The sequence below is a fragment of the Arthrobacter sp. P1_D12 genome (genome assembly GCF_056406175.1).
The window spans coordinates 271,312-289,144 of record NZ_JBFUAR010000005.1; the positions used below are offsets into that span (position 1 = coordinate 271,312).

The following is a 17,833-nucleotide window of genomic DNA, read 5'->3' on the forward strand; positions in this document are numbered from 1 at the left end:
GGGGAACGGAAGAATGCCATGACCTTGCCTGCACACGGAAGCGACCGCTTCGATCTCTGGGCACCGGAAGCGCAGGCCGTCACGCTCCTCGCTGACGGCCGGAAGTACGACATGACCCGCCGCGGCGCGGAGGCGCCCGGCTGGTGGAGCGCCGCCGGGGCGCCCGCCGACGGGGACGTGGACTACGGCTACCTGGTGGACGGGGATCCCACCCCGCTGCCGGACCCGCGGTCCCGCCGCCAGCCCGCAGGCGTGCACGCGCTCTCCCGCACGTTCGACGCCGGACGCCACCAGTGGGCTGACGGCCAGTGGGCGGGGCGGGAGCTCAAGGGCGCCGTCATCTACGAACTCCATGTGGGCACCTTCACGCCGGAGGGAACACTGGACGCCGCGGCAGGGAAGCTGGCGTACCTGGCGGAGCTGGGCATCGACTTCGTCGAGCTGCTGCCGGTCAACGGGTTCAACGGCACCCACAACTGGGGCTACGACGGTGTCCTTTGGTACACCGTGCACGAAGGCTACGGCGGGCCCGACGCGTACCAGCGCTTCGTGGACGCCGCCCACGCCGCCGGCCTGGGCGTCATCCAGGACGTCGTCTACAACCACCTCGGCCCCAGCGGCAACTATCTTCCCCGCTTCGGGCCCTACCTGAAATCGGGGGAGGGCAACACTTGGGGCGACTCGGTTAACCTGGACGGCCCGGAGTCGGACGAGGTGCGCCGCTACATCCTGGACAACGCCGCGATGTGGCTGCGCGATTACCACGTGGACGGCCTGCGCCTGGACGCCGTGCACGCCTTCAAGGACGAGCGCGCCGTGCACCTGCTGGAGGACTTCGGCGCCCTCGCCGACGAAATCGCCGCCGAGACCGGACGCCCGGCCACGATGATCGCGGAATCGGACCTGAACAACCCGCGCCTGCTCTACCCGCGGGACACCAACGGGTACGGGCTGGCCGGGCAGTGGAGCGATGACTTCCACCACGCCGTCCACGTCAACGTCAGCGGCGAAACCACCGGCTACTACGCCGACTTCGACTCGCTCGGGGCGCTGGCCAAGGTCCTGGAGCGTGGGTTCTTCCACGACGGCAGCTACTCCAGCTTCCGCGCCCGCCACCACGGCCGGCCCATCGACCCGGCACAGGTCCACCCGGCCGCGCTGGTGGTGTGCAGCCAGAACCACGACCAGATCGGCAACCGTGCCACCGGGGACAGGCTGTCCCAGACCCTGGGCTACGGGCCGCTCGCGCTCGCCGCCGTCGCCACCCTGACCTCGCCGTTCACGCCCATGCTGTTCATGGGCGAGGAATACGGGGCCACCACCCCGTGGCAGTTCTTCACCTCCCACCCGGAACCGGAGCTGGGCAAGGCGACGGCCGAGGGCCGGATCAGGGAGTTCGAGCGCATGGGCTGGGACCCCGCCGTCGTCCCCGACCCGCAGGATCCAGAGACTTTCACCCGGTCCAAACTGGACTGGGCCGAGGCCTCGGGAGGGGACCACGCCCGCCTCCTGGAGCTGTACCGGGCACTCATCGCGCTGCGCCGCACCACGCCGGACCTGACTGAACCCGGCTTCGAGGACACCGCCGTCGACGTCAGCGAGGACGAGGGCTGGCTGCTGCTGCGCCGCGGCCGCACCGAGGTGGCGATGAACTTTTCCGCCGAGGCGCGGCGGGTCCCGGTCCGCGGGGCGGCCCTGGCCCTGGCAACCGACGACGGCGTCCGGCTGGACCCGGCTTCCGGCGCGGAACCCGCTGCTGGCGGCGCGGCGCCGGCCACACCACTGCATCTACCCGGCCACAGCGCCGCGGTACTCACCCACTAAGGCAGGATATGACGTATGACATATTTGGCAGCTGATACCCGCTACGACTCCATGCCCTACCGCCGCGTGGGGCGCAGCGGCCTGAAACTCCCGGCCATCTCACTGGGCCTGTGGCACAACTTCGGCGACGACAAGCCGTTCGAAATCCAGCGCGCCATCCTGCGCCGCGCCTTCGACCTGGGCGTCACCCACTTCGACCTCGCCAACAACTACGGCCCGCCCTACGGCAGCGCCGAGACCAACTTCGGCCGCCACTTCAAGGACGACTTCAAGCCGTACCGCGACGAGCTGATCATCTCCAGCAAGGCCGGCTACGACATGTGGCCGGGCCCGTACGGCAACTTTGGCTCCCGCAAGTACCTGCTGGCCAGCCTGGACCAGTCGCTGGGCCGGATGGGCCTGGACTATGTGGACATCTTCTACAGCCACCGCCCGGACCCCGAAACGCCGATGGAAGAAACCATGGGCGCCCTGGACCAGGCCGTGCGCTCCGGCAAGGCGCTCTACGCAGGCATTTCGTCCTACACCCCGGAACAGACCCTCGAGGCCGCACGGATCCTCAAGGAACTGGGCACCCCGCTGCTGATCCACCAGCCCAGCTACTCCATGCTCAACCGCTGGACCGAGAACGGCAGCCCCAACCTCTTCGAGGCGCTGGAGCAGGTGGGCGCCGGGTCCATTGCGTTCTCGCCGCTGGCCCAGGGTATGCTCACCGACCGCTACCTGAAGGGCATTCCGGCCGACTCCCGGGCCGCCCAGCACAAGTCCCTGGGCGAATCCATGATCACCGAGGAGAAGCTGGACCGGGTGCGCGGGCTCAACCGGATCGCCGAAGGCCGCGGGCAGACGCTCGCGCAGCTGGCCATCGCCTGGATCCTGCGCGAGCAGGGCAAGGGCTCATCGGTCACGTCCGCACTGGTGGGCGCGTCCAGCGTCCGGCAGCTTGAGGACACCTTGTCTGCGATCAACAACCTGGATTTCACGGCCGACGAGATCGACGCGATCGATGAATTCGCCGTCGAATCAAACATCAACCTGTGGGCCCAGAAGTCGTAGGCACCCGCAGTTAACACAAGCGCCGGGGCCGCCGGGGAACAACCGCGGCCCCGGCGGCGTTGACTAGACTACTAAGGGCGCCTTACGGCGTCGTGTCCGCCTGCCGCCCGCACAACTGATGCTGTACATCAGAGTGCGGCCGCGCCGGTCACCCTTGTTTCTCAAAAGGAGTTCCGTGTCTTCACATCCGATTCGTGTTGCAATCGTCGGCGTAGGTAACTGCGCCGCTTCGCTGGTCCAGGGCGTCCAGTACTACAAAGATGCCGACCCCAAGGCCACGATCCCGGGCCTGATGCACGTGGAGTTCGGCCAGTACCACGTCGGCGACGTCCAGTTCGTTGCTGCGTTCGACGTCGACGGCAAGAAGGTGGGGCAGGACCTGTCCGACGCCATCCTGGCCAGCGAAAACAACACCATCAAGATTGCCGATGTCCCGCCGACCGGCGTCACGGTCCAGCGCGGCCACACCCTGGACGGCCTGGGCAAGTACTACCTCGAGACCATCGAGCAGTCCCCGGAGGAGCCGGTCGACGTCGTCCAGGCCCTCAAGGACGCCCAGGTTGACGTCATGGTCTGCTACCTGCCGGTCGGCTCCCAGCAGGCCGCCGAGTTCTACGCCCAGTGCGCGATCGATGCGGGCGTGGCGTTCGTCAACGCCCTGCCGGTCTTCCTGGCCGGCACCAAGGAGTGGGCGGACAAGTTCACCGCCGCGGGCGTGCCGATCGTGGGCGATGACATCAAGAGCCAGATCGGTGCCACCATCACGCACCGCGTCATGGCCAAGCTGTTCGAGGACCGCGGCGTCACCCTGGACCGCACGTACCAGCTGAACGTCGGCGGCAACATGGACTTCAAGAACATGCTCGAGCGCGACCGCCTGGAGTCCAAGAAGATCTCCAAGACCCAGGCCGTCACCTCCAACGTCGAGGCCGAGCTCGCCGCCAAGGACGTCCACATCGGCCCGTCCGACTACGTCCAGTGGCTCGATGACCGCAAGTGGGCCTTCGTCCGCCTCGAGGGCCGTAACTTCGGCGACGCCCCGGTGTCCCTGGAATACAAGCTCGAAGTCTGGGACTCGCCCAACTCCGCCGGCGTGATCATCGACGCCATCCGTGCCGCCAAGATCGGCCTGGACCGCGGCATCGGTGGCCCACTGGTCTCGGCGTCGAGCTACTTCATGAAGTCCCCGCCGGAGCAGTTCAACGACGACCTCGCCCGTGAAAAGGTCGAGGCCTTCATCCGCGGCGACCTGGAGCGCTAACCGCCTTCCCCACCCTCCCGGACGCTCCCTCACGTTTGGCCTGTTCCAACCCGACGCTCCCTCACCAATGGTGGGGGAGCGTCGTCGTTTTCGGATTGGGTCCGGGGATGCTCCCTCACTTTTGGTCGATACCGACCCGATCCTCCCTCACGTCTTGCAGACATCGGCGGCTTGCTGCCTCAGATTGCGCTGGAAAAGCCAGCTGCGGCCGGCGGGCTGAGGTATGAGGTGCGGAGGATTCGCTTCATCTTGGTGACTACGCCGGAGAAGCCATCCGCGAGGTCATCTTTTGTCAGGACGAGCACTGTCCATCCCGCTGCCTCGAAGGCCGTGTCACGGCGGCGGTCGCTGAAGATCTGTGCGGGGACCAGGTGGTGCCCGCCGTCGTACTGAACCGCCAGCCGCCGACGGCGATACCCAAGGTCCGCCGTCGGCGTGGCAGGACTGTCCGGGCGCAGCGGGAGCTGCAGTTCCGGTTCCGGGAGTCCGGCGTCGCACATCGCTAGCCGCAGCAATGTCTCCGGCGCTGAATCCGAGCCCACGCGCATCAAGTCCAGAGCGGCACGGGCGCGGACGATTCCCTGCAGATTCGGGTGACGGCCCACCATCCAACGCAGCTCATCGATGGTCGCAAAGGGATCGCTACGCCCTTCCAACCCCAGTCGGGGAATCCGCACCAGCTCGTCACCCATGCAGACCAACGCCGGCAGGCTCAACCGCAGGGCGAGGTCGAGCCACGTCCGGGAGCGCGTGCCGATCCGGATCCCGTCCACTGTCTCGACCTCGCCCTCCAACGCAAGAACCGTGTGTCCGAGTACGCCTTTGCGCCGGACCTCCGGGAGCGCCCGCGCCTTGCTCAGGTGCAGCTCCTCCGAGTCCGATAGCCAGGGAGGCAATATCTGGCATCGGAGCCTGGCAGCGGTGACGTGGGAGATCCAGGCGCCGGGCGACGCTGCGGCCAACGCACGGGCCGCCGCCTCCAGTTCGAAGTCCCAATCCGTGGGCCGGTAAAGACCCCGGCTGATGTGAATTACGTCGGAGTGCCTGAGTCTGGTTCTCGGCACTCCCAAGGACCTTGCATCCGCGATGGTAAAGGGTGCTGCGCTGAGTGGACCGGGAAGCTTCGTAGGCTTTTCCATGCTGGCATTTTGAACCTATTTGGAGAGCCGCGCAGGAGTTATCCACAGATGTCCCGGATCGGCCCGCGGCGGCAGGGTCAAGCGCCACGCCGGACCTGAGGGAGCGTCGGTTGGGGAGTTGCCGGACCTGAGGGATCGTTGGTTGGGGGGATGCAGGATGTGAGGGAGCGTCAGAGGCGTTTAGAAGAGGCCGACCGGGTTGCCGGCGTCGTCGACGTCCATCCGCATCGCTGCCGGCACCTTGGGCAGGCCCGGCATGGTCATCACGGCGCCGGTGAGGGCCACGATGAAGCCCGCGCCGGTCTTGGGGATGAGATCCCGGACGTGGATGGTAAAGCCCTTGGGCGCGCCGAGCCGGGTGGCGTCGTCGGTGAAGGAGTACTGGGTCTTCGCCATGCACACCGGCATCCCGGACCAGCCGTTCTTCTCGATCTCGGCCAGCCGTTTGAGCGCGGGCACGGAGAAGTCCACGCCGTCGGCGCCGTAGATCTCCTGCACGATGGTCCGGATCTTGTCCTCCACGGACATCTCCAGCGGGTACAGGTGCCGGAAGCCGTGCGGGGCCTCGATCGCGGCCGCCACCTTCGCCGCGAGCTCGTCGCCACCGTCGCCGCCACCGCCGCGGCCCCACACATCGGCCACCGCGGCCTGGACTCCCTCTGCGGCGCACCACTGAAGCAGCCAGTCCAGCTCCTCAGCGGTGTCCGTGGCGAATTTGTTGACCGCCACAACCGGGGTGATGCCGAACTTCTCGACGTTGCGGATGTGGCGCCGCAGGTTGGCGACGCCGGCGGCCAGCGCCTCCACGTTGGGCTCCTTGAGCAGGTCTTTCGGCACGCCGCCGTGCATCTTGAGCGCCCGGACGGTGGCCACGAGGACGACGCCGGACGGGGCGACGTCGGCCATCCGCGCCTTAATGTCCATGTACTTTTCGGCGCCGAGGTCCGCGCCGAACCCCGCCTCGGTGATGACGATGTCCGCAAGGCGGCGGGCCGTCTGCGTGGCGATGAGGGAGTTGCAGCCGTGGGCGATGTTGGCGAAGGGCCCGCCGTGCACCAGCGCCGGGGTGCCGGCGATGGTCTGCACGAGGTTGGGTTTGATCGCGTCCTTGAGCAGCATGGTCAGGGCGCCCTGGACGCCGAGGTCGGCCACGGTGACGGGCCGGCGGTCGTAGGTGTAGCCGAACGTGATCCGGCCGAGCCGGTCGCGCAGATCGTTCAGGTCCGTGGCGAGGCAGAACACGGCCATGATCTCCGAGGCCACGGTGATGTCGAAGCCGTCCTGCCGCGGCGTGCCCTGGGCAGGCCCGCCGAGACCGATTACTACCTCCCGGAGGGACCGGTCGTTCATGTCCAGGACGCGCTTGAACGTCATCCGGCGCGGATCGATGTTGAGCTCGTTGCCTTGGAAGATGTGGTTGTCCACGAGTGCCATGAGGGCGTTGTTCGCCGAGGTGATGGCGTGGAAATCGCCCGTGAAGTGCAAGTTGATCTGGTCCATCGGCAGCACCTGGGAGTAGCCGCCGCCGGTCGCGCCGCCCTTCATGCCCAGGATGGGGCCGAGCGAGGGTTCGCGCAGCGCGATCATCACGCTGTGCCCGGCCCGGGCCAGGGAATCCGCGAGCCCCACCGTCGTGGTGGATTTGCCTTCGCCGGCGGGGGTGGGCGACATCGCGGAGACCAGCACCACCTTGCCGGGCGCGCGCACGGGGGCTCCCGCCGGAACGGTCAGCTTCGCAGGGTCGATCTTGGCCTTGTAAGGTCCGTAGAGTTCCAGCGCGTCCGGGGTGATGCCGGCGGCCGCCGCAATCTCCCCGATCGGCTTCATGACTGCCCGCTGGGCAATTTCCAGGTCGCTGGGGACGTTGTTCCCGGCAGTGGTGGTCTCAGACATCGTTGTCCTTCGGCTCGTGGCGTCGGCGGGTTTGTCCCGGTCCGGTGTTGCCGGCCGGGGTTGGAGCGGGCGGAGGGGGTGGATCCGGTTCAGGGTGTGTGGCCCACCGGGATGGTCAGGCTTCCAAAATACTGGCTCACGGCGGTGTGGTAGCTCTCCAGCGTAATCGCGGCGGTGCGTTGCCAGCCGAACTCCTGGGCATGGATCGCGGCGGCGCGCCCCATGTCGGTGCGGGTTTGGGTGTCGTCGAAGAGCGACTCGAGGGCGTCCGCCCAGTCGCTGGCCTTGTGGCCCTCGATCAGCATCCCGGTCCGTCCGTCCTGGACGGCGCGGGAGAGGCCGCCGACTTTCGTGGCGAGGACCGGCGTCCCGCAGGCCTGCGCCTCCAGCGCCACCAGGCCGAAGGACTCGCTGTAGGAGGGCATGACCACGACGTCGGCGGACCGGTACCAGCCGGCCAGTTCCGGGGCGTTCACCGGCGGGTGGTGGGTGGCGACGTCGTCCATTCCGGCGGCGCTGATCAGCGTCTTGAGGTTGAAGTCCTTGGCGCCGCTGACGGCCCCCAGGATGGTCAGCTGCAGGTCGATGTCCGGGCGCCGGGAGCGCAGGAGCGCCGCCGCCTTGATCAGGATCTGCGGGCCCTTGAGCCGCTGGATCCGGCCCGCGAACAGCAGATGGAACTTGCCCGGGGCGATGCCGTGCTGGGCCCTGGCCCGGTTCCTGAAGGCCGGCGTGAAGACGGCCAGGTCCACGCCGGGCGGCGCGACGTCGATGTGGTCGATGTCGGCGTTGTAGTGCGAGACGAGTTCGGCCGCTTCGGTGCCGGTATTGGCGATCAGCCGGGTGGCGCCGTCGACAATCCGGTGCTCGCCGTCCTCACGCCGCCGCGGCTCGGGCTGTTCGCCGGACTCGAGGAGCTGGTTCTTGACCTTCGCCATCGTGTGCATGGTGTGGACGAGGGGCAGCCGCCACAGCTCCGCGAGCTCCAGTCCGGCCACCCCGGAGACCCAGTAGTGGGAATGGATGACGTCATACCGGCCGTGCGGCTGGAGCTGGCGGATCCGGTTGATCTCGGCGACCATGCTGTGCAGCAGCCCCGGAAGTTCCTCCTTGGGCAGCTTCCGGGGCGGGCCGGCGAGGACGTTGTGCACGCACACGCCCGGGGACGGGTGTTCGACGGCGGGCTGGGTGGCCGAGGTGGACCGGGTGAAGATCTCCACTTCCACGCCGGTCTCGGCGAGGGCGGCGGCCAGCGCCCGGACGTACACGTTCATGCCGCCGGCGTCACCGGAGCCGGGCTGTTCCATGGGCGAGGTGTGCAGGGAGAGGAAAGCGACGCGGCGGATCAGCGACACGGTTCCCCTTTCCTCTGCCCATTTCTTTCTGCCCAATGCATGTCGATAAAACATTACTCCTGAAGTGCCGGCCGGTTCACGGGACCGCAGGCTCGGTCCGCAGACCGGGGCGTGCTGCTAACGTGGCCGCTGTGAACACTACGACAGGACAAGAACCTGCAGCCGGCTGGACCATCCGGGAGGCTGGCCCGGAGGACTGGCCGGGCATCTGGGCGATCCTGGAACCCGTCGTCCGGTCCGGGGAGACTTTTACCTGGGACCGGGACACGGCCGAGGACGAGGCCCGCGCACGCTGGTTCAAGCTGGCGCCGGGCCGGACGTTCGTCGCGGTAGCCTCCGACACCGGCGCGGTTCTTGGCACCGGCGAGCTGCACCCCAACCAGGGCGGCGGCGGCAGCCATGTGGCGAACGCGGGCTACATGGTCCACCCGGCCCAGGCAGGCCGCGGACTGGCCCGGGCCCTCTGCGCCTATTCGCTCGACGCCGCGCGCGACGCCGGTTTCCGGGCCATGCAGTTCAACGCCGTGGTGGAAAGCAATGTCCGGGCCGTGGCCGCGTGGAAATCGATGGGCTTCGAGGTGCTTGCGACCATTCCCGAGGCGTTCAACCACCCTGAACTGGGCTACGTGGGCCTGCACGTGATGTACCGAAAGCTCTAGGGTTGCCGGCCCGGTGCCGCGGGACGCTGATGTTGGCGGGCCGTTAAGGCCCACGGGCAGCTACGGCCCGCTGTGCCAGAGGCGGCCCAGCTCCGGGAAGGCTGCTTCATAGCCGGCCAGCAGTTGGCCGGCGAGGACATCCGAATCCACGAGCGGATGCCTGGCGAACGCGGCGAGGGCCGCCTCCCGCCGGCCGGTCGTCGCCGCCTCCACCACGAGCCGTTCGACGTCCTTGACGCGGCGCAGCAGCTCCAGTTGGGCCGGTCCCGGACGGTCCTGCGGGACCGGCCTGGCGCCGTCGGGCGTCACCCGGCACGGAACTTCGACGACGGCGTCGGCCGGCAGCCCCGGGACAGCCGGCACCACCTGTGCTCCGGACCCGGCGCCGCCCGCTTCCGGGTCGGCGGACCCAACGGTGGTGACGGCGTTGCGTGTGTTGAGGATCAGGTCCGCCGCGCCGCCGCCGGAGAGGGCGCGCATGGCCGCCAGTGCCACCCGCTCGTAGCCGCCGCCGGCGAGGTCGGTCTCGTCGCGGCGTTCGCCCGAGGTGCGGGCCTCCGCGAGGTAGCCCTCCTCGCGGGACCGGCGGGCGCCCTCCCACAGCGCAAAAGCCTCGGCTCCGGCGGCGGCCAGCCGGGGATAGAGCTCGGCCTGCTGCCGGGCGATCGATTCCCCCCGGGTCTGACCTGCGGCGCGCATGCCGGCCACCGCACGAATGGTGTCGTAGTAGTAGAAAAGATATTCATTCGGCAGGCAGCCAAGGCTGGCCAGCAACCCGGGGGAGAACAGCCGGCCTTCCTCGAATTCCGACAGCGCCGCAGAGTTCGCGAGCAGTGCCGGGAGGGCGTCCCTGCCCCCGGCCCCCAGCCGGTACAGCCAGCCGAGGTGGTTCAGGCCGTAGTAGCCCACGCCGTCGAGCGTGCCCTCGGGCAGCGCGACGCCGGCGGCCCGCGCCGCGCGGTGCACCAGGCCGCTGGCGGAGTCGCAAATCCCGATCACCCTGGGGCCCAGCACGGGGACCAGGGCCTCCGTCACCATGCCCGCGGGGTTGGTGAAGTTGAGCAGCCACGCCCCGGGGCAGCGGCTCCGCATTTCCTCGGCGAGCCGCAGCATCGGCGGAATGGAGCGAAGCGCGTAGGAGATCCCGCCGGCGCCGGTGGTTTCCTGGCCCAGGAGTCCGAGGTCCAGGGCAATCCGCTCGTCGGCGGACCGGCCGGCGGTGCCGCCGGGCCGGATGGCGGCGAAGACCATGTCGGCGCCGTCCAGGGCCTCGGGGAGCGAGGACACGGCACGGATCTGCGGGCCGGAACCCGGCAGGCTGGAACCCGGCGGGCCCTGCCGGGCGAGGGAGGCCAGGACCGCCTCGATGGCCGCCAGCCTGGCGGGGTCGACGTCGTAGAGCACCAGCTCCCGCACCAGCCCCGCGAAAGGCCCGGCAGAGAGCGCCCGGTAGACCAGGGGGACGCGGAAGCCGCCTCCGCCGGCGATCGTGAGCCGCATGCGGACAGTCTATTCCCCACCTTGTTCCCCGCCGGTTTGGGCCCCGCTTTCCCCTGGTATCCCTCGACGGCGGTACGGCGTAATGTGCCGTATATGGACGCGACCCCGGCGCGGCGATTTGATCCGCTCTCTGCCGTCCGCAGCCCGGCCGCGGACGGATTCGACCTGCTCCTGACCGGGACCGTGTTCCAGGACATCATCTTCACCGGGCTTCCCCACGCGCCGCAGCCCGGCACGGAAATCTGGAGCGACGGGATGGGCAGCTGCCCCGGGGGCGTCGCCAATCAGGCCATCGCCGCCTCCCGGCTGGGACTGCGGACCGGCCTTGCCGCCGTGTTCGGCGATGACGGCTACGGTGACTACAACTGGAAGATTCTGGCCGCCCAGGAACACGTGGACCTGTCCCTGTCCCGGCGTGTTCCAGGCTGGCATTCGCCCGTCACAGTGTCCTTGAGCGTGGAGAAGGACCGGTCCATGGTGACGCACGGGCACCCGGCGCCGGTGACCTCCACCGAGCTGGTCGGATGCCCGCCGCCGGCGCTCGCAGCCGTCGCGGAGCTGGGGGAGGAACTCGAACCGTGGGCAGTCGACGCGCACAAGAACGGCGTCCAGCTGTTCGGCGATGTCGGCTGGGACCCCACCGGCGCGTGGTCCTCGACCCGGCTGGACAACCTGAAGTATTTCCACGCTTTCATGCCGAACCAGCACGAGGCCATGAACTTCACGGGCTGCGACGACCCCTGGTCCGCCCTGTACTCGCTTGCGGACCGGGTTCCGGTGGCGGTGGTCACCCTCGGCGCCCAGGGATCCATGGCCGTGGATTCGGAAACGGGGGAGGAGGAGTGGGTCCCCTCCCTGCCGGTCCGGGCCTACGATCCCACCGGCGCCGGTGACTGTTTCGGTGCGGCCTTCATTGTCGGCTCCCTGGCCGGCTGGCCGCTGGGAGACCGTCTCCGCTTTGCCAATCTGTGCGCCGCACTGGCCGTCCAGGAGGTGGGCGGCTCGCTGGCCGCGCCCGGCTGGGGCGACATTGCCGACTGGTGGCAGCGGGCCAATGCCCGGAAGGAACGGCAAAGCAGCCAATGGCTTCGCCGCTACCGCTTCCTGGAAGAGATCCTGCACGACGTCCCGCCCGAGGCGCAGCGGCGCGCGACGGCGACCATCGCGCACCAGTCCGACGCATAGACGGGCCGGCGCGGCCGGATTCGTGCCACCAGTGGGCATGTCCTCCGGTGGGGCCGGGGCTCGGGCATGGACCCGTTGTGCACGGCCTTGAGTGTGAAAAATGAGCATGTCCCGCGGTGGGTGCGGCCGGATYCGTGSCACCASTGGGCATGTCCTCCGCTGGGGCCGGGGCTCGGGCATGGACCCGTTGTGCACGGCCTTGAGTGTGAAAAATGAGCATGTCCCGCGGTGGGTGCGGCCGGATTCGTGCCACCASTGGGCATGTCCTCCGSTGGGGCCGGGGCTCGGGCATGGACCCGTTGTGCGCGTCCTTGAGTGTGAAAAATGAGCATGTCCCGCGGGGAGGAATGGGCATGTCCAGCGGTGGCCGGGCCGGCCGATTATTCGGCCCGCAGCACCGCGCCTAGAATCGTTAGGTGACTTACCAAGCAGCAACAGGCGATCTCCTGCCCGGTTCGGCGGCAGTGCCGGCCCACGCTGAGGAGCGCTCAGCCGTAATCGATCTCGACGCCATCCGGCACAACGTCCGCCGCATCGCAGCAGTGGCCTCACCCGCGCAGGTCATGGCTGTGGTCAAGGCCGACGCCTACGGGCACGGCGCCGTCCAGGTGGCCCGCGCGGCCCTCGGCGCGGGGGCTAGCTGGATTGGCGTCGCCCACATCTCCGAGGCCCTCGCCCTGCGCGCCGCCGGGATCGAGGCGCCGCTGCTGGCCTGGCTGCACACCCCGGACAGCAACTTCGCCGCCGCAGTGGCCGCAGGAATCGACATAGGCTGCTCGGGCTGGGAACTGGACCGGATCGTGGCCGCGGCCCGCGAGCAGGAACGGCCCGCCCGCGTCCACCTGAAGGTCGACACCGGGCTCGGCCGCAACGGCGCCACCGTCGATGCCTGGGACAGCCTGGTCGGCGAAGCCATGGAACACCAGGACCAGGGCCTGCTCCGGGTCGTGGGAATCTTCTCCCACCTGGCCGTCGCCGACGAACCCGATCGGCCCGAAACCGACGAGCAGCTCGCCGCGTTCCGCCAGGTCCTCGCCGTCGCCCAGGACGCCGGCGTGGACCCCGAGGTCCGCCACCTCGCCAACACCCCGGCCACCCTCTCCCGGCCGGACACCCACTTTGACCTCGTCCGCGTGGGGCTGGGCCTGTACGGGCTGTCACCCTTCGAAGGGCAAAGCCCGGCGGAGCTCGGGCTGCGCCCGGCCATGACGGTCCGCACGGTGGTCTCGCACTGCAAGGACGTGCCCGCCGGGCAGGGCGTTTCCTACGGGCTGAACTACCGCACGGACGGCGTCAGCACCCTCGGGCTCATCCCACTGGGCTACGCCGATGGCGTGCCGCGCATCGCCACCGGTGGCCCCGTCCGGGTCGAGGGCGTGAACTATCCGGTAGTGGGGCGAATTGCGATGGACCAGATGGTGATCGACCTCGGACCCCGCCACGTGGCGGCCGGAGGCCCGAGCATCCTCGGCGCCGAGGCAGTGCTGTTTGGCGACGGCGCCGACGGCGGACCCACAGCCGATGACTGGGCCAAGGCCGCCGGTACCAACAACTACGAGATCGTCACCAGGATCAGCCCCCGCGTGCCGCGCCGCTACCTGAACGAAGAGCCCTCCACCGGCGAAGAGCGGCCGTGAGCGCGCCCGCGTGGGAACGGAGCCTTGAGGTCCACACGGCGGCGCAGACGCATGCGCTCGCCGCGGCCCTCGGCACCGTGCTGGAGACCGGCGATCTGCTGGTCCTGACCGGCGAACTGGGTGCCGGCAAAACCACGTTCACGCAGGGGCTGGGGGAGGGCCTGGGAGTGCGGGCCGGCATCATCTCGCCGACCTTTGTCCTGGTGCGCATCCACCCCAACCTCCCCGGAGGACCCCGGCCGGGCGGACCGGACCTGGTGCATGTGGATGCCTACCGACTGGAGTCGGCCGCTGAAATCGACGACATCGATCTTGAAAACACCTTGGACAGCGCCGTGACGGTGGTCGAGTGGGGCCGCGGCAGGGTTGAGCACCTCAGCGACAGCCGGCTGGAGGTCGAACTCCACCGCACCCGCGGAGGCGCCGCCGCTTCCGCCGAAACCCCCGAAACCCCAGCCGAAACCGGCGCCAGTCCCGTTCTGGATTTCGACACTGACGACGACGACGAACCGCGGACCGTCGTCATCCGCGGCTTCGGCCCGCGCTGGGCCGAAGCCCCGACGCTGCCCGGCGCCGAGCCCCTGCCCGGGACCACGCCCCAGAGCCCGGAACGGAATCCCTGATGCTGATCCTCGCCATCGACACTTCAGCTGTCGCCAGCGCCGCCCTGGTCTCCGATGATGCGCCGGAATCCGTGCTCGCCAGCTTCGCCACCGAGGACACGCGCACCCACGCGGAGGTCCTGGCCCCGGGGATCGACGGGCTCCTGGCTGAGGCCGGCGTCAGCGGGCACGACGTCGACGCTATCGTCACCGGCGTCGGCCCCGGCCCGTTCACGGGGCTGCGCTCCGGGATCGTCACGGCGCGCACCCTCGCTTTTGTCTGGGGCAAGCCGCTGTACGGCGTCATGAGCCTGGACGCCATCGCCCTGGAAGTAGCCGAATCCACCGACTCGGCAGCGGAGTTCATTGTCGCCACCGATGCGCGCCGCAAGGAAGTGTACTGGGCCCGGTACACCCTCTCCGATGCCCAGCTGCCGCATCTGGAGGACGGCCCGCACGTGGGATTCGCCGCGGACCTGCCGGATCTGCCCGTCTACGGTGCCGGGGCAGGAATCTACTCCGACGCAGTCAAGGCGGTCGCGGAATTCAGCACCCGCCAGCCGGAGGCCCTCTCGCTCGGCCAGTTCGCACTCGCCCGGCTCTCCGCGGGGGAACAGCTCCTGGACTCCACCCCCCTGTACCTGCGCGAATCCGACGCCCAAGTGCCCGGACCCCGGAAGCGTGCCCTGTGAGCGCGGAGCGAGCCGTCCGGCTGCCCGGCGGGGTCACCCTGCGGGACATGGACGCCGCGGACATCCCCGCCATCCACGCCCTGGAACTCCGGCTCTTTCCCATGGATGCCTGGCCGCTGCAGATGTTCCACGACGAGCTGGCGCAGGTGGATACCCGCCGCTACCTCGTGGCGGAGGTGCACGGCGGGATCGTGGGCTATGCCGGGCTCATGTGCATCGAACCGATCTCAGACGTCCAGACCATCGCCGTGGTGCCCGAGCAGGAAGGCAAGGGCATCGGCTCTGCCCTGCTCACTGAGCTGATCGCGGAAAGCCGGCGCCGGCACGCCCAGGACGTGCTGCTCGAGGTCAGGGCGGACAACCCCCGGGCCCAGCAGCTCTACCTGCGCTTCGGCTTCGAACAGATCCACGTCCGGCCCCGCTACTACCGAGACGGCGTCGACGCCCTGATCATGCGGCTCCAGCTGCCCCGCGAACTCAGACCCCAGCCAACGGAAGCAGGCCGACCATGAACCGCACCCAGCCGCTCGTGCTCGGCATCGAGTCCTCCTGCGACGAAACCGGCGTCGGCATCGTCCGGGGAACCACCCTGCTGACGAACACCGTCTCGTCCTCCATGGATGAACACGTCCGCTTCGGCGGCGTGATCCCCGAGATCGCCTCCCGCGCCCACCTCGACGCGTTCGTCCCCACCCTCGAGGAGGCCCTCGCGGAGGCGGGAGTGACGCTCGCGGACATCGACGCGATCGCCGTCACCTCAGGGCCGGGCCTGGCAGGTGCCCTCATGGTGGGGGTATGCGCGGCCAAGGCGCTCGCCGTCGCCACCGGCAAACCGCTCTACGCCATCAACCACCTGGTGGCGCATGTCGGCGTCGGGCTCCTGCAGCAGGGCGCCGGCGCGCCGTCGCCACAAACAACGCCGCACGCCCTGCCGGAGAATATGGGCGCGCTCCTGGTCTCCGGCGGCCATACCGAGATCCTGCGGATCCGGAGCATCACGGACGACGTCGAGCTGCTGGGCTCCACGATCGATGACGCCGCCGGCGAAGCGTATGACAAGGTGGCACGGCTCCTGGGCCTGGGCTACCCGGGCGGCCCGGCCATCGACAAGCTCGCGCGCACGGGCAACGCCAAAGCCATCCGGTTCCCGCGCGGGCTCACACAGCCCAAGTACATGGGGACCGCCGAGGAACCCGGACCGCACCGCTACGACTGGTCCTTCAGCGGGCTCAAGACCGCCGTCGCCCGCTGCGTGGAGCAGTTCGAGGCCCGCGGCGAGGAGGTGCCCGTGGCAGACATCGCCGCGGCCTTCCAGGAAGCCGTGGTGGATGTCATCACCGCCAAGGCGGTGCTCGCCTGCCGTGAAAACGGCATCACGGAGGTCCTCCTGGGTGGCGGGGTCGCCGCCAACTCGCGGCTGCGCCAGCTCACCGAACAACGCTGCAGTGCGGCCGGCATCCGGCTGACGGTGCCGCCGCTGCCGCTGTGCACGGACAACGGCGCCATGGTGGCCGCGCTCGGGGCGCAACTGGTGATGGCCGGCGTGCAACCGAGCGGGATCGGCTTTGCCCCGGATTCCTCAATGCCGGTCACGACCGTCTCCGCCTGAGGCCACAGCCTGAGGGTTCGTCCGCGTGGAGCTAGGACGGCCTGGGGCTCCGGCCGCCCGCGTGGCGGCTGTTGGGCGCCGGAGCTAGGCGTCCGGGCCCTGGCGCATCTGCTTGACCAGGTCCAGGACGACGGCGCGCAGGTCCCCGCCGTGCTCGGCGGCGACCCGGCGCTGCCGCTGGTAGCCGGCGCCGCGCTCGATGATCTTCTCGACGTCGGCCAGTTCGGCGCTGCAGCCCAGCTTCGCCGCCACCGGCTCAAGCCGCTTGAGCGTCTCGCGCAGGTGCTCCGTTACGAGCTGCTCGTTGCCGTCGGCGTCGAGGATGATGATCGCGTCCAGGCCGTACCGGGCCGCGCGCCACTTGTTTTCCTGCACATGCCACGGGGGCATCGTGGGAATGGTGCCACCGTTTTCCAGCGTGGTGGAAAATTCGTCGACAAGGCACTGCGTCAGTGCCGCGATCGCCCCGACGTCCTCGAGGGTGGCCAGGCCGTCGCAAATGCGCATCTCGATGGTGCCAAGCGCCGGAACGGGGCGGATGTCCCACCGGATCTCGGAGAGCGTGTCAATCACACCTGTGGTGAACATGTCCTGGACGTAGGACTCGTAGTCCTCCCAGCTGGCGAACTGGAACGGCAGCCCGGCGGTGGGCAGCTGCTGGAACATGAGGGCGCGGTGCGAGGCGTATCCGGTGTCCTCGCCGCCCCAAAACGGGCTGGACGCGGAGAGCGCCTGGAAATGCGGGAAGTAATTGACCAGGCCGTCCAGCACCGGAAGGACCTTGTCCCGGCTGTCCAGTCCGACGTGCACATGGACGCCGTAAATGACCATCTGCCGGCCCCACCACTGGGTCCGGTCAATGAGCTTGGCGTAGCGTGCCTTGTCCGTGACGGGCTGCAGCTGGGGCGGGCTGAAGGGGTGACTCCCGGCGCAAAAGATCTCCACCCCCATCGGATCGGTCACGTCCCGGACAGCCGCGAGCGAGCTGCTCAGGTCCGCCTTGGCCTCCGCGACGGTGGTGCAGATGCCGGTGACGAGCTCCACGGTGTTCAGCAGCAGCTCCTGCTTGATGTGCGGGTGCTCGTCGTCCTCATTGAGTTCGGGATGCCGGGCCGCGACGCCGCGCAGCACCTGGTTCGCCACGGAGGCCAGCTCACCGGTCTCGGCGTCGACGAGCGCCAGCTCCCATTCCACGCCAAGAGTCGACTGCCTTGATGAAGCGAACTCGATCTTCATGTGGTCCCTTCACTGTTTTGCTGTCGCTGGCCGTGGTCCTGGCGGGGAAATGCGCTGGCAAACATCCTCGGACATGCCTCTGGACATGGCACCGGCGGTGTCACGTGCAATTTCCCACACACCAGTGCGCCGGCCGGGCGGCCGGCAGGGCTACGGGTGGTCCAAGTCTAGTGCAGGGGCGGCCC

The 17,833-nt window shown here is 69.0% G+C and carries 15 protein-coding genes; 10 read left to right on the forward strand and 5 right to left on the reverse strand.

What is annotated here, in order from left to right:
• Positions 1-18 precede the first annotated feature (18 nt).
• From treZ to AC1DZV_RS05780, 3 genes are all read left to right on the forward strand, one after another.
• On the forward strand, positions 19-1,824 hold the full coding sequence (treZ, locus tag AC1DZV_RS05770; protein WP_476953203.1) for a malto-oligosyltrehalose trehalohydrolase: 1,806 nt from the start codon (positions 19-21) through the stop codon (positions 1,822-1,824).
• A gap of 15 nt (positions 1,825-1,839) precedes the next feature.
• Complete coding sequence (mgrA, locus tag AC1DZV_RS05775; RefSeq protein ID WP_476953204.1) at positions 1,840-2,880, forward strand: L-glyceraldehyde 3-phosphate reductase; 1,041 nt, start codon at positions 1,840-1,842, stop codon at positions 2,878-2,880.
• A gap of 175 nt (positions 2,881-3,055) precedes the next feature.
• Positions 3,056-4,141, forward strand: coding sequence for an inositol-3-phosphate synthase (locus AC1DZV_RS05780; protein WP_018773719.1), 1,086 nt, complete (start codon positions 3,056-3,058; stop codon positions 4,139-4,141).
• Between the two features lie 179 nt (positions 4,142-4,320).
• Here AC1DZV_RS05780 and AC1DZV_RS05785 read toward each other — a convergent pair whose 3' ends face one another.
• The 3 genes from AC1DZV_RS05785 to mshA form a co-directional block, all read right to left on the reverse strand.
• Positions 4,321-5,205 carry an endonuclease domain-containing protein gene (locus AC1DZV_RS05785; RefSeq protein ID WP_476953205.1) on the reverse strand — a complete coding sequence of 295 codons (885 nt, stop codon included), beginning with the start codon at positions 5,203-5,205 and terminating at the stop codon, positions 4,321-4,323.
• Between the two features lie 255 nt (positions 5,206-5,460).
• Positions 5,461-7,173 carry a formate--tetrahydrofolate ligase gene (locus tag AC1DZV_RS05790; RefSeq protein ID WP_476950068.1) on the reverse strand — a complete coding sequence of 571 codons (1,713 nt, stop codon included), beginning with the start codon at positions 7,171-7,173 and terminating at the stop codon, positions 5,461-5,463.
• Positions 7,174-7,262: 89 nt separating this feature from the next.
• On the reverse strand, positions 7,263-8,528 hold the full coding sequence (gene mshA / locus AC1DZV_RS05795) for a D-inositol-3-phosphate glycosyltransferase (protein ID WP_243181048.1): 1,266 nt from the start codon (positions 8,526-8,528) through the stop codon (positions 7,263-7,265).
• A 131-nt stretch (positions 8,529-8,659) separates the two neighbouring features.
• Here mshA and AC1DZV_RS05800 point away from each other — a divergent pair, with 131 nt between their 5' ends.
• Positions 8,660-9,187: an N-acetyltransferase family protein gene (locus AC1DZV_RS05800; RefSeq protein ID WP_476953206.1), complete on the forward strand. Its 528-nt coding sequence runs from the start codon at positions 8,660-8,662 to the stop codon at positions 9,185-9,187.
• 60 nt (positions 9,188-9,247) lie between these two features.
• Here AC1DZV_RS05800 and AC1DZV_RS05805 read toward each other — a convergent pair whose 3' ends face one another.
• On the reverse strand, positions 9,248-10,687 hold the full coding sequence (locus AC1DZV_RS05805; protein ID WP_476953207.1) for a family 4 glycosyl hydrolase: 1,440 nt from the start codon (positions 10,685-10,687) through the stop codon (positions 9,248-9,250).
• A gap of 93 nt (positions 10,688-10,780) precedes the next feature.
• On the opposite strand from AC1DZV_RS05805, the gene AC1DZV_RS05810 reads away from it, so the two are divergent.
• From AC1DZV_RS05810 to tsaD, 6 genes are all read left to right on the forward strand, one after another.
• On the forward strand, positions 10,781-11,872 hold the full coding sequence (locus tag AC1DZV_RS05810; RefSeq protein ID WP_476950064.1) for a carbohydrate kinase family protein: 1,092 nt from the start codon (positions 10,781-10,783) through the stop codon (positions 11,870-11,872).
• A 416-nt stretch (positions 11,873-12,288) separates the two neighbouring features.
• The gene (gene alr / locus AC1DZV_RS05815) at positions 12,289-13,509 is read left to right on the forward strand and encodes an alanine racemase (RefSeq protein ID WP_476953208.1); all 1,221 of its coding nucleotides are present in this window, start codon (positions 12,289-12,291) and stop codon (positions 13,507-13,509) included.
• Complete coding sequence (gene tsaE, locus AC1DZV_RS05820) at positions 13,506-14,132, forward strand: tRNA (adenosine(37)-N6)-threonylcarbamoyltransferase complex ATPase subunit type 1 TsaE (protein WP_476953209.1); 627 nt, start codon at positions 13,506-13,508, stop codon at positions 14,130-14,132. The genes alr and tsaE overlap by 4 nt, the downstream gene beginning before the upstream one ends.
• Positions 14,132-14,803: a tRNA (adenosine(37)-N6)-threonylcarbamoyltransferase complex dimerization subunit type 1 TsaB gene (gene tsaB / locus AC1DZV_RS05825; protein WP_028275754.1), complete on the forward strand. Its 672-nt coding sequence runs from the start codon at positions 14,132-14,134 to the stop codon at positions 14,801-14,803. Before tsaE ends, tsaB begins: the two co-directional genes overlap by 1 nt.
• Before the next feature lie 47 nt (positions 14,804-14,850).
• A complete protein-coding gene (gene rimI, locus AC1DZV_RS05830) occupies positions 14,851-15,315 on the forward strand; it encodes a ribosomal protein S18-alanine N-acetyltransferase (RefSeq protein WP_476953264.1) in 465 nt (154 codons plus the stop codon).
• Positions 15,312-16,412 (forward strand): tRNA (adenosine(37)-N6)-threonylcarbamoyltransferase complex transferase subunit TsaD, encoded by a 1,101-nt coding sequence (gene tsaD / locus AC1DZV_RS05835; RefSeq protein WP_476943773.1) that lies wholly within the window; start codon positions 15,312-15,314, stop codon positions 16,410-16,412. The genes rimI and tsaD overlap by 4 nt, the downstream gene beginning before the upstream one ends.
• An 84-nt stretch (positions 16,413-16,496) precedes the next feature.
• Here tsaD and AC1DZV_RS05840 read toward each other — a convergent pair whose 3' ends face one another.
• Entirely contained in the window at positions 16,497-17,648 is a 1,152-nt protein-coding gene (locus AC1DZV_RS05840; RefSeq protein ID WP_028275751.1) for a glutamate--cysteine ligase, read from the reverse strand.
• Positions 17,649-17,833: the final 185 nt, after the last annotated feature.

Bases quoted from the DNA above. Each gene is read 5' to 3' on its own strand.
- AC1DZV_RS05805 (WP_476953207.1), bottom strand. From the start codon at position 10,687: ATGCGGCTCACGATCGCCGGCGGAGGCGGCTTCCGCGTCCCCCTGGTC.
- AC1DZV_RS05810 (WP_476950064.1), top strand. From the start codon at position 10,781: ATGGACGCGACCCCGGCGCGGCGATTTGATCCGCTCTCTGCCGTCCGC.
- treZ (WP_476953203.1), top strand. From the start codon at position 19: ATGACCTTGCCTGCACACGGAAGCGACCGCTTCGATCTCTGGGCACCG.
- mgrA (WP_476953204.1), top strand. From the start codon at position 1,840: ATGACATATTTGGCAGCTGATACCCGCTACGACTCCATGCCCTACCGC.
- rimI (WP_476953264.1), top strand. From the start codon at position 14,851: ATGGACGCCGCGGACATCCCCGCCATCCACGCCCTGGAACTCCGGCTC.
- tsaD (WP_476943773.1), top strand. From the start codon at position 15,312: ATGAACCGCACCCAGCCGCTCGTGCTCGGCATCGAGTCCTCCTGCGAC.
- tsaB (WP_028275754.1), top strand. From the start codon at position 14,132: ATGCTGATCCTCGCCATCGACACTTCAGCTGTCGCCAGCGCCGCCCTG.
- AC1DZV_RS05790 (WP_476950068.1), bottom strand. From the start codon at position 7,173: ATGTCTGAGACCACCACTGCCGGGAACAACGTCCCCAGCGACCTGGAA.
- AC1DZV_RS05840 (WP_028275751.1), bottom strand. From the start codon at position 17,648: ATGAAGATCGAGTTCGCTTCATCAAGGCAGTCGACTCTTGGCGTGGAA.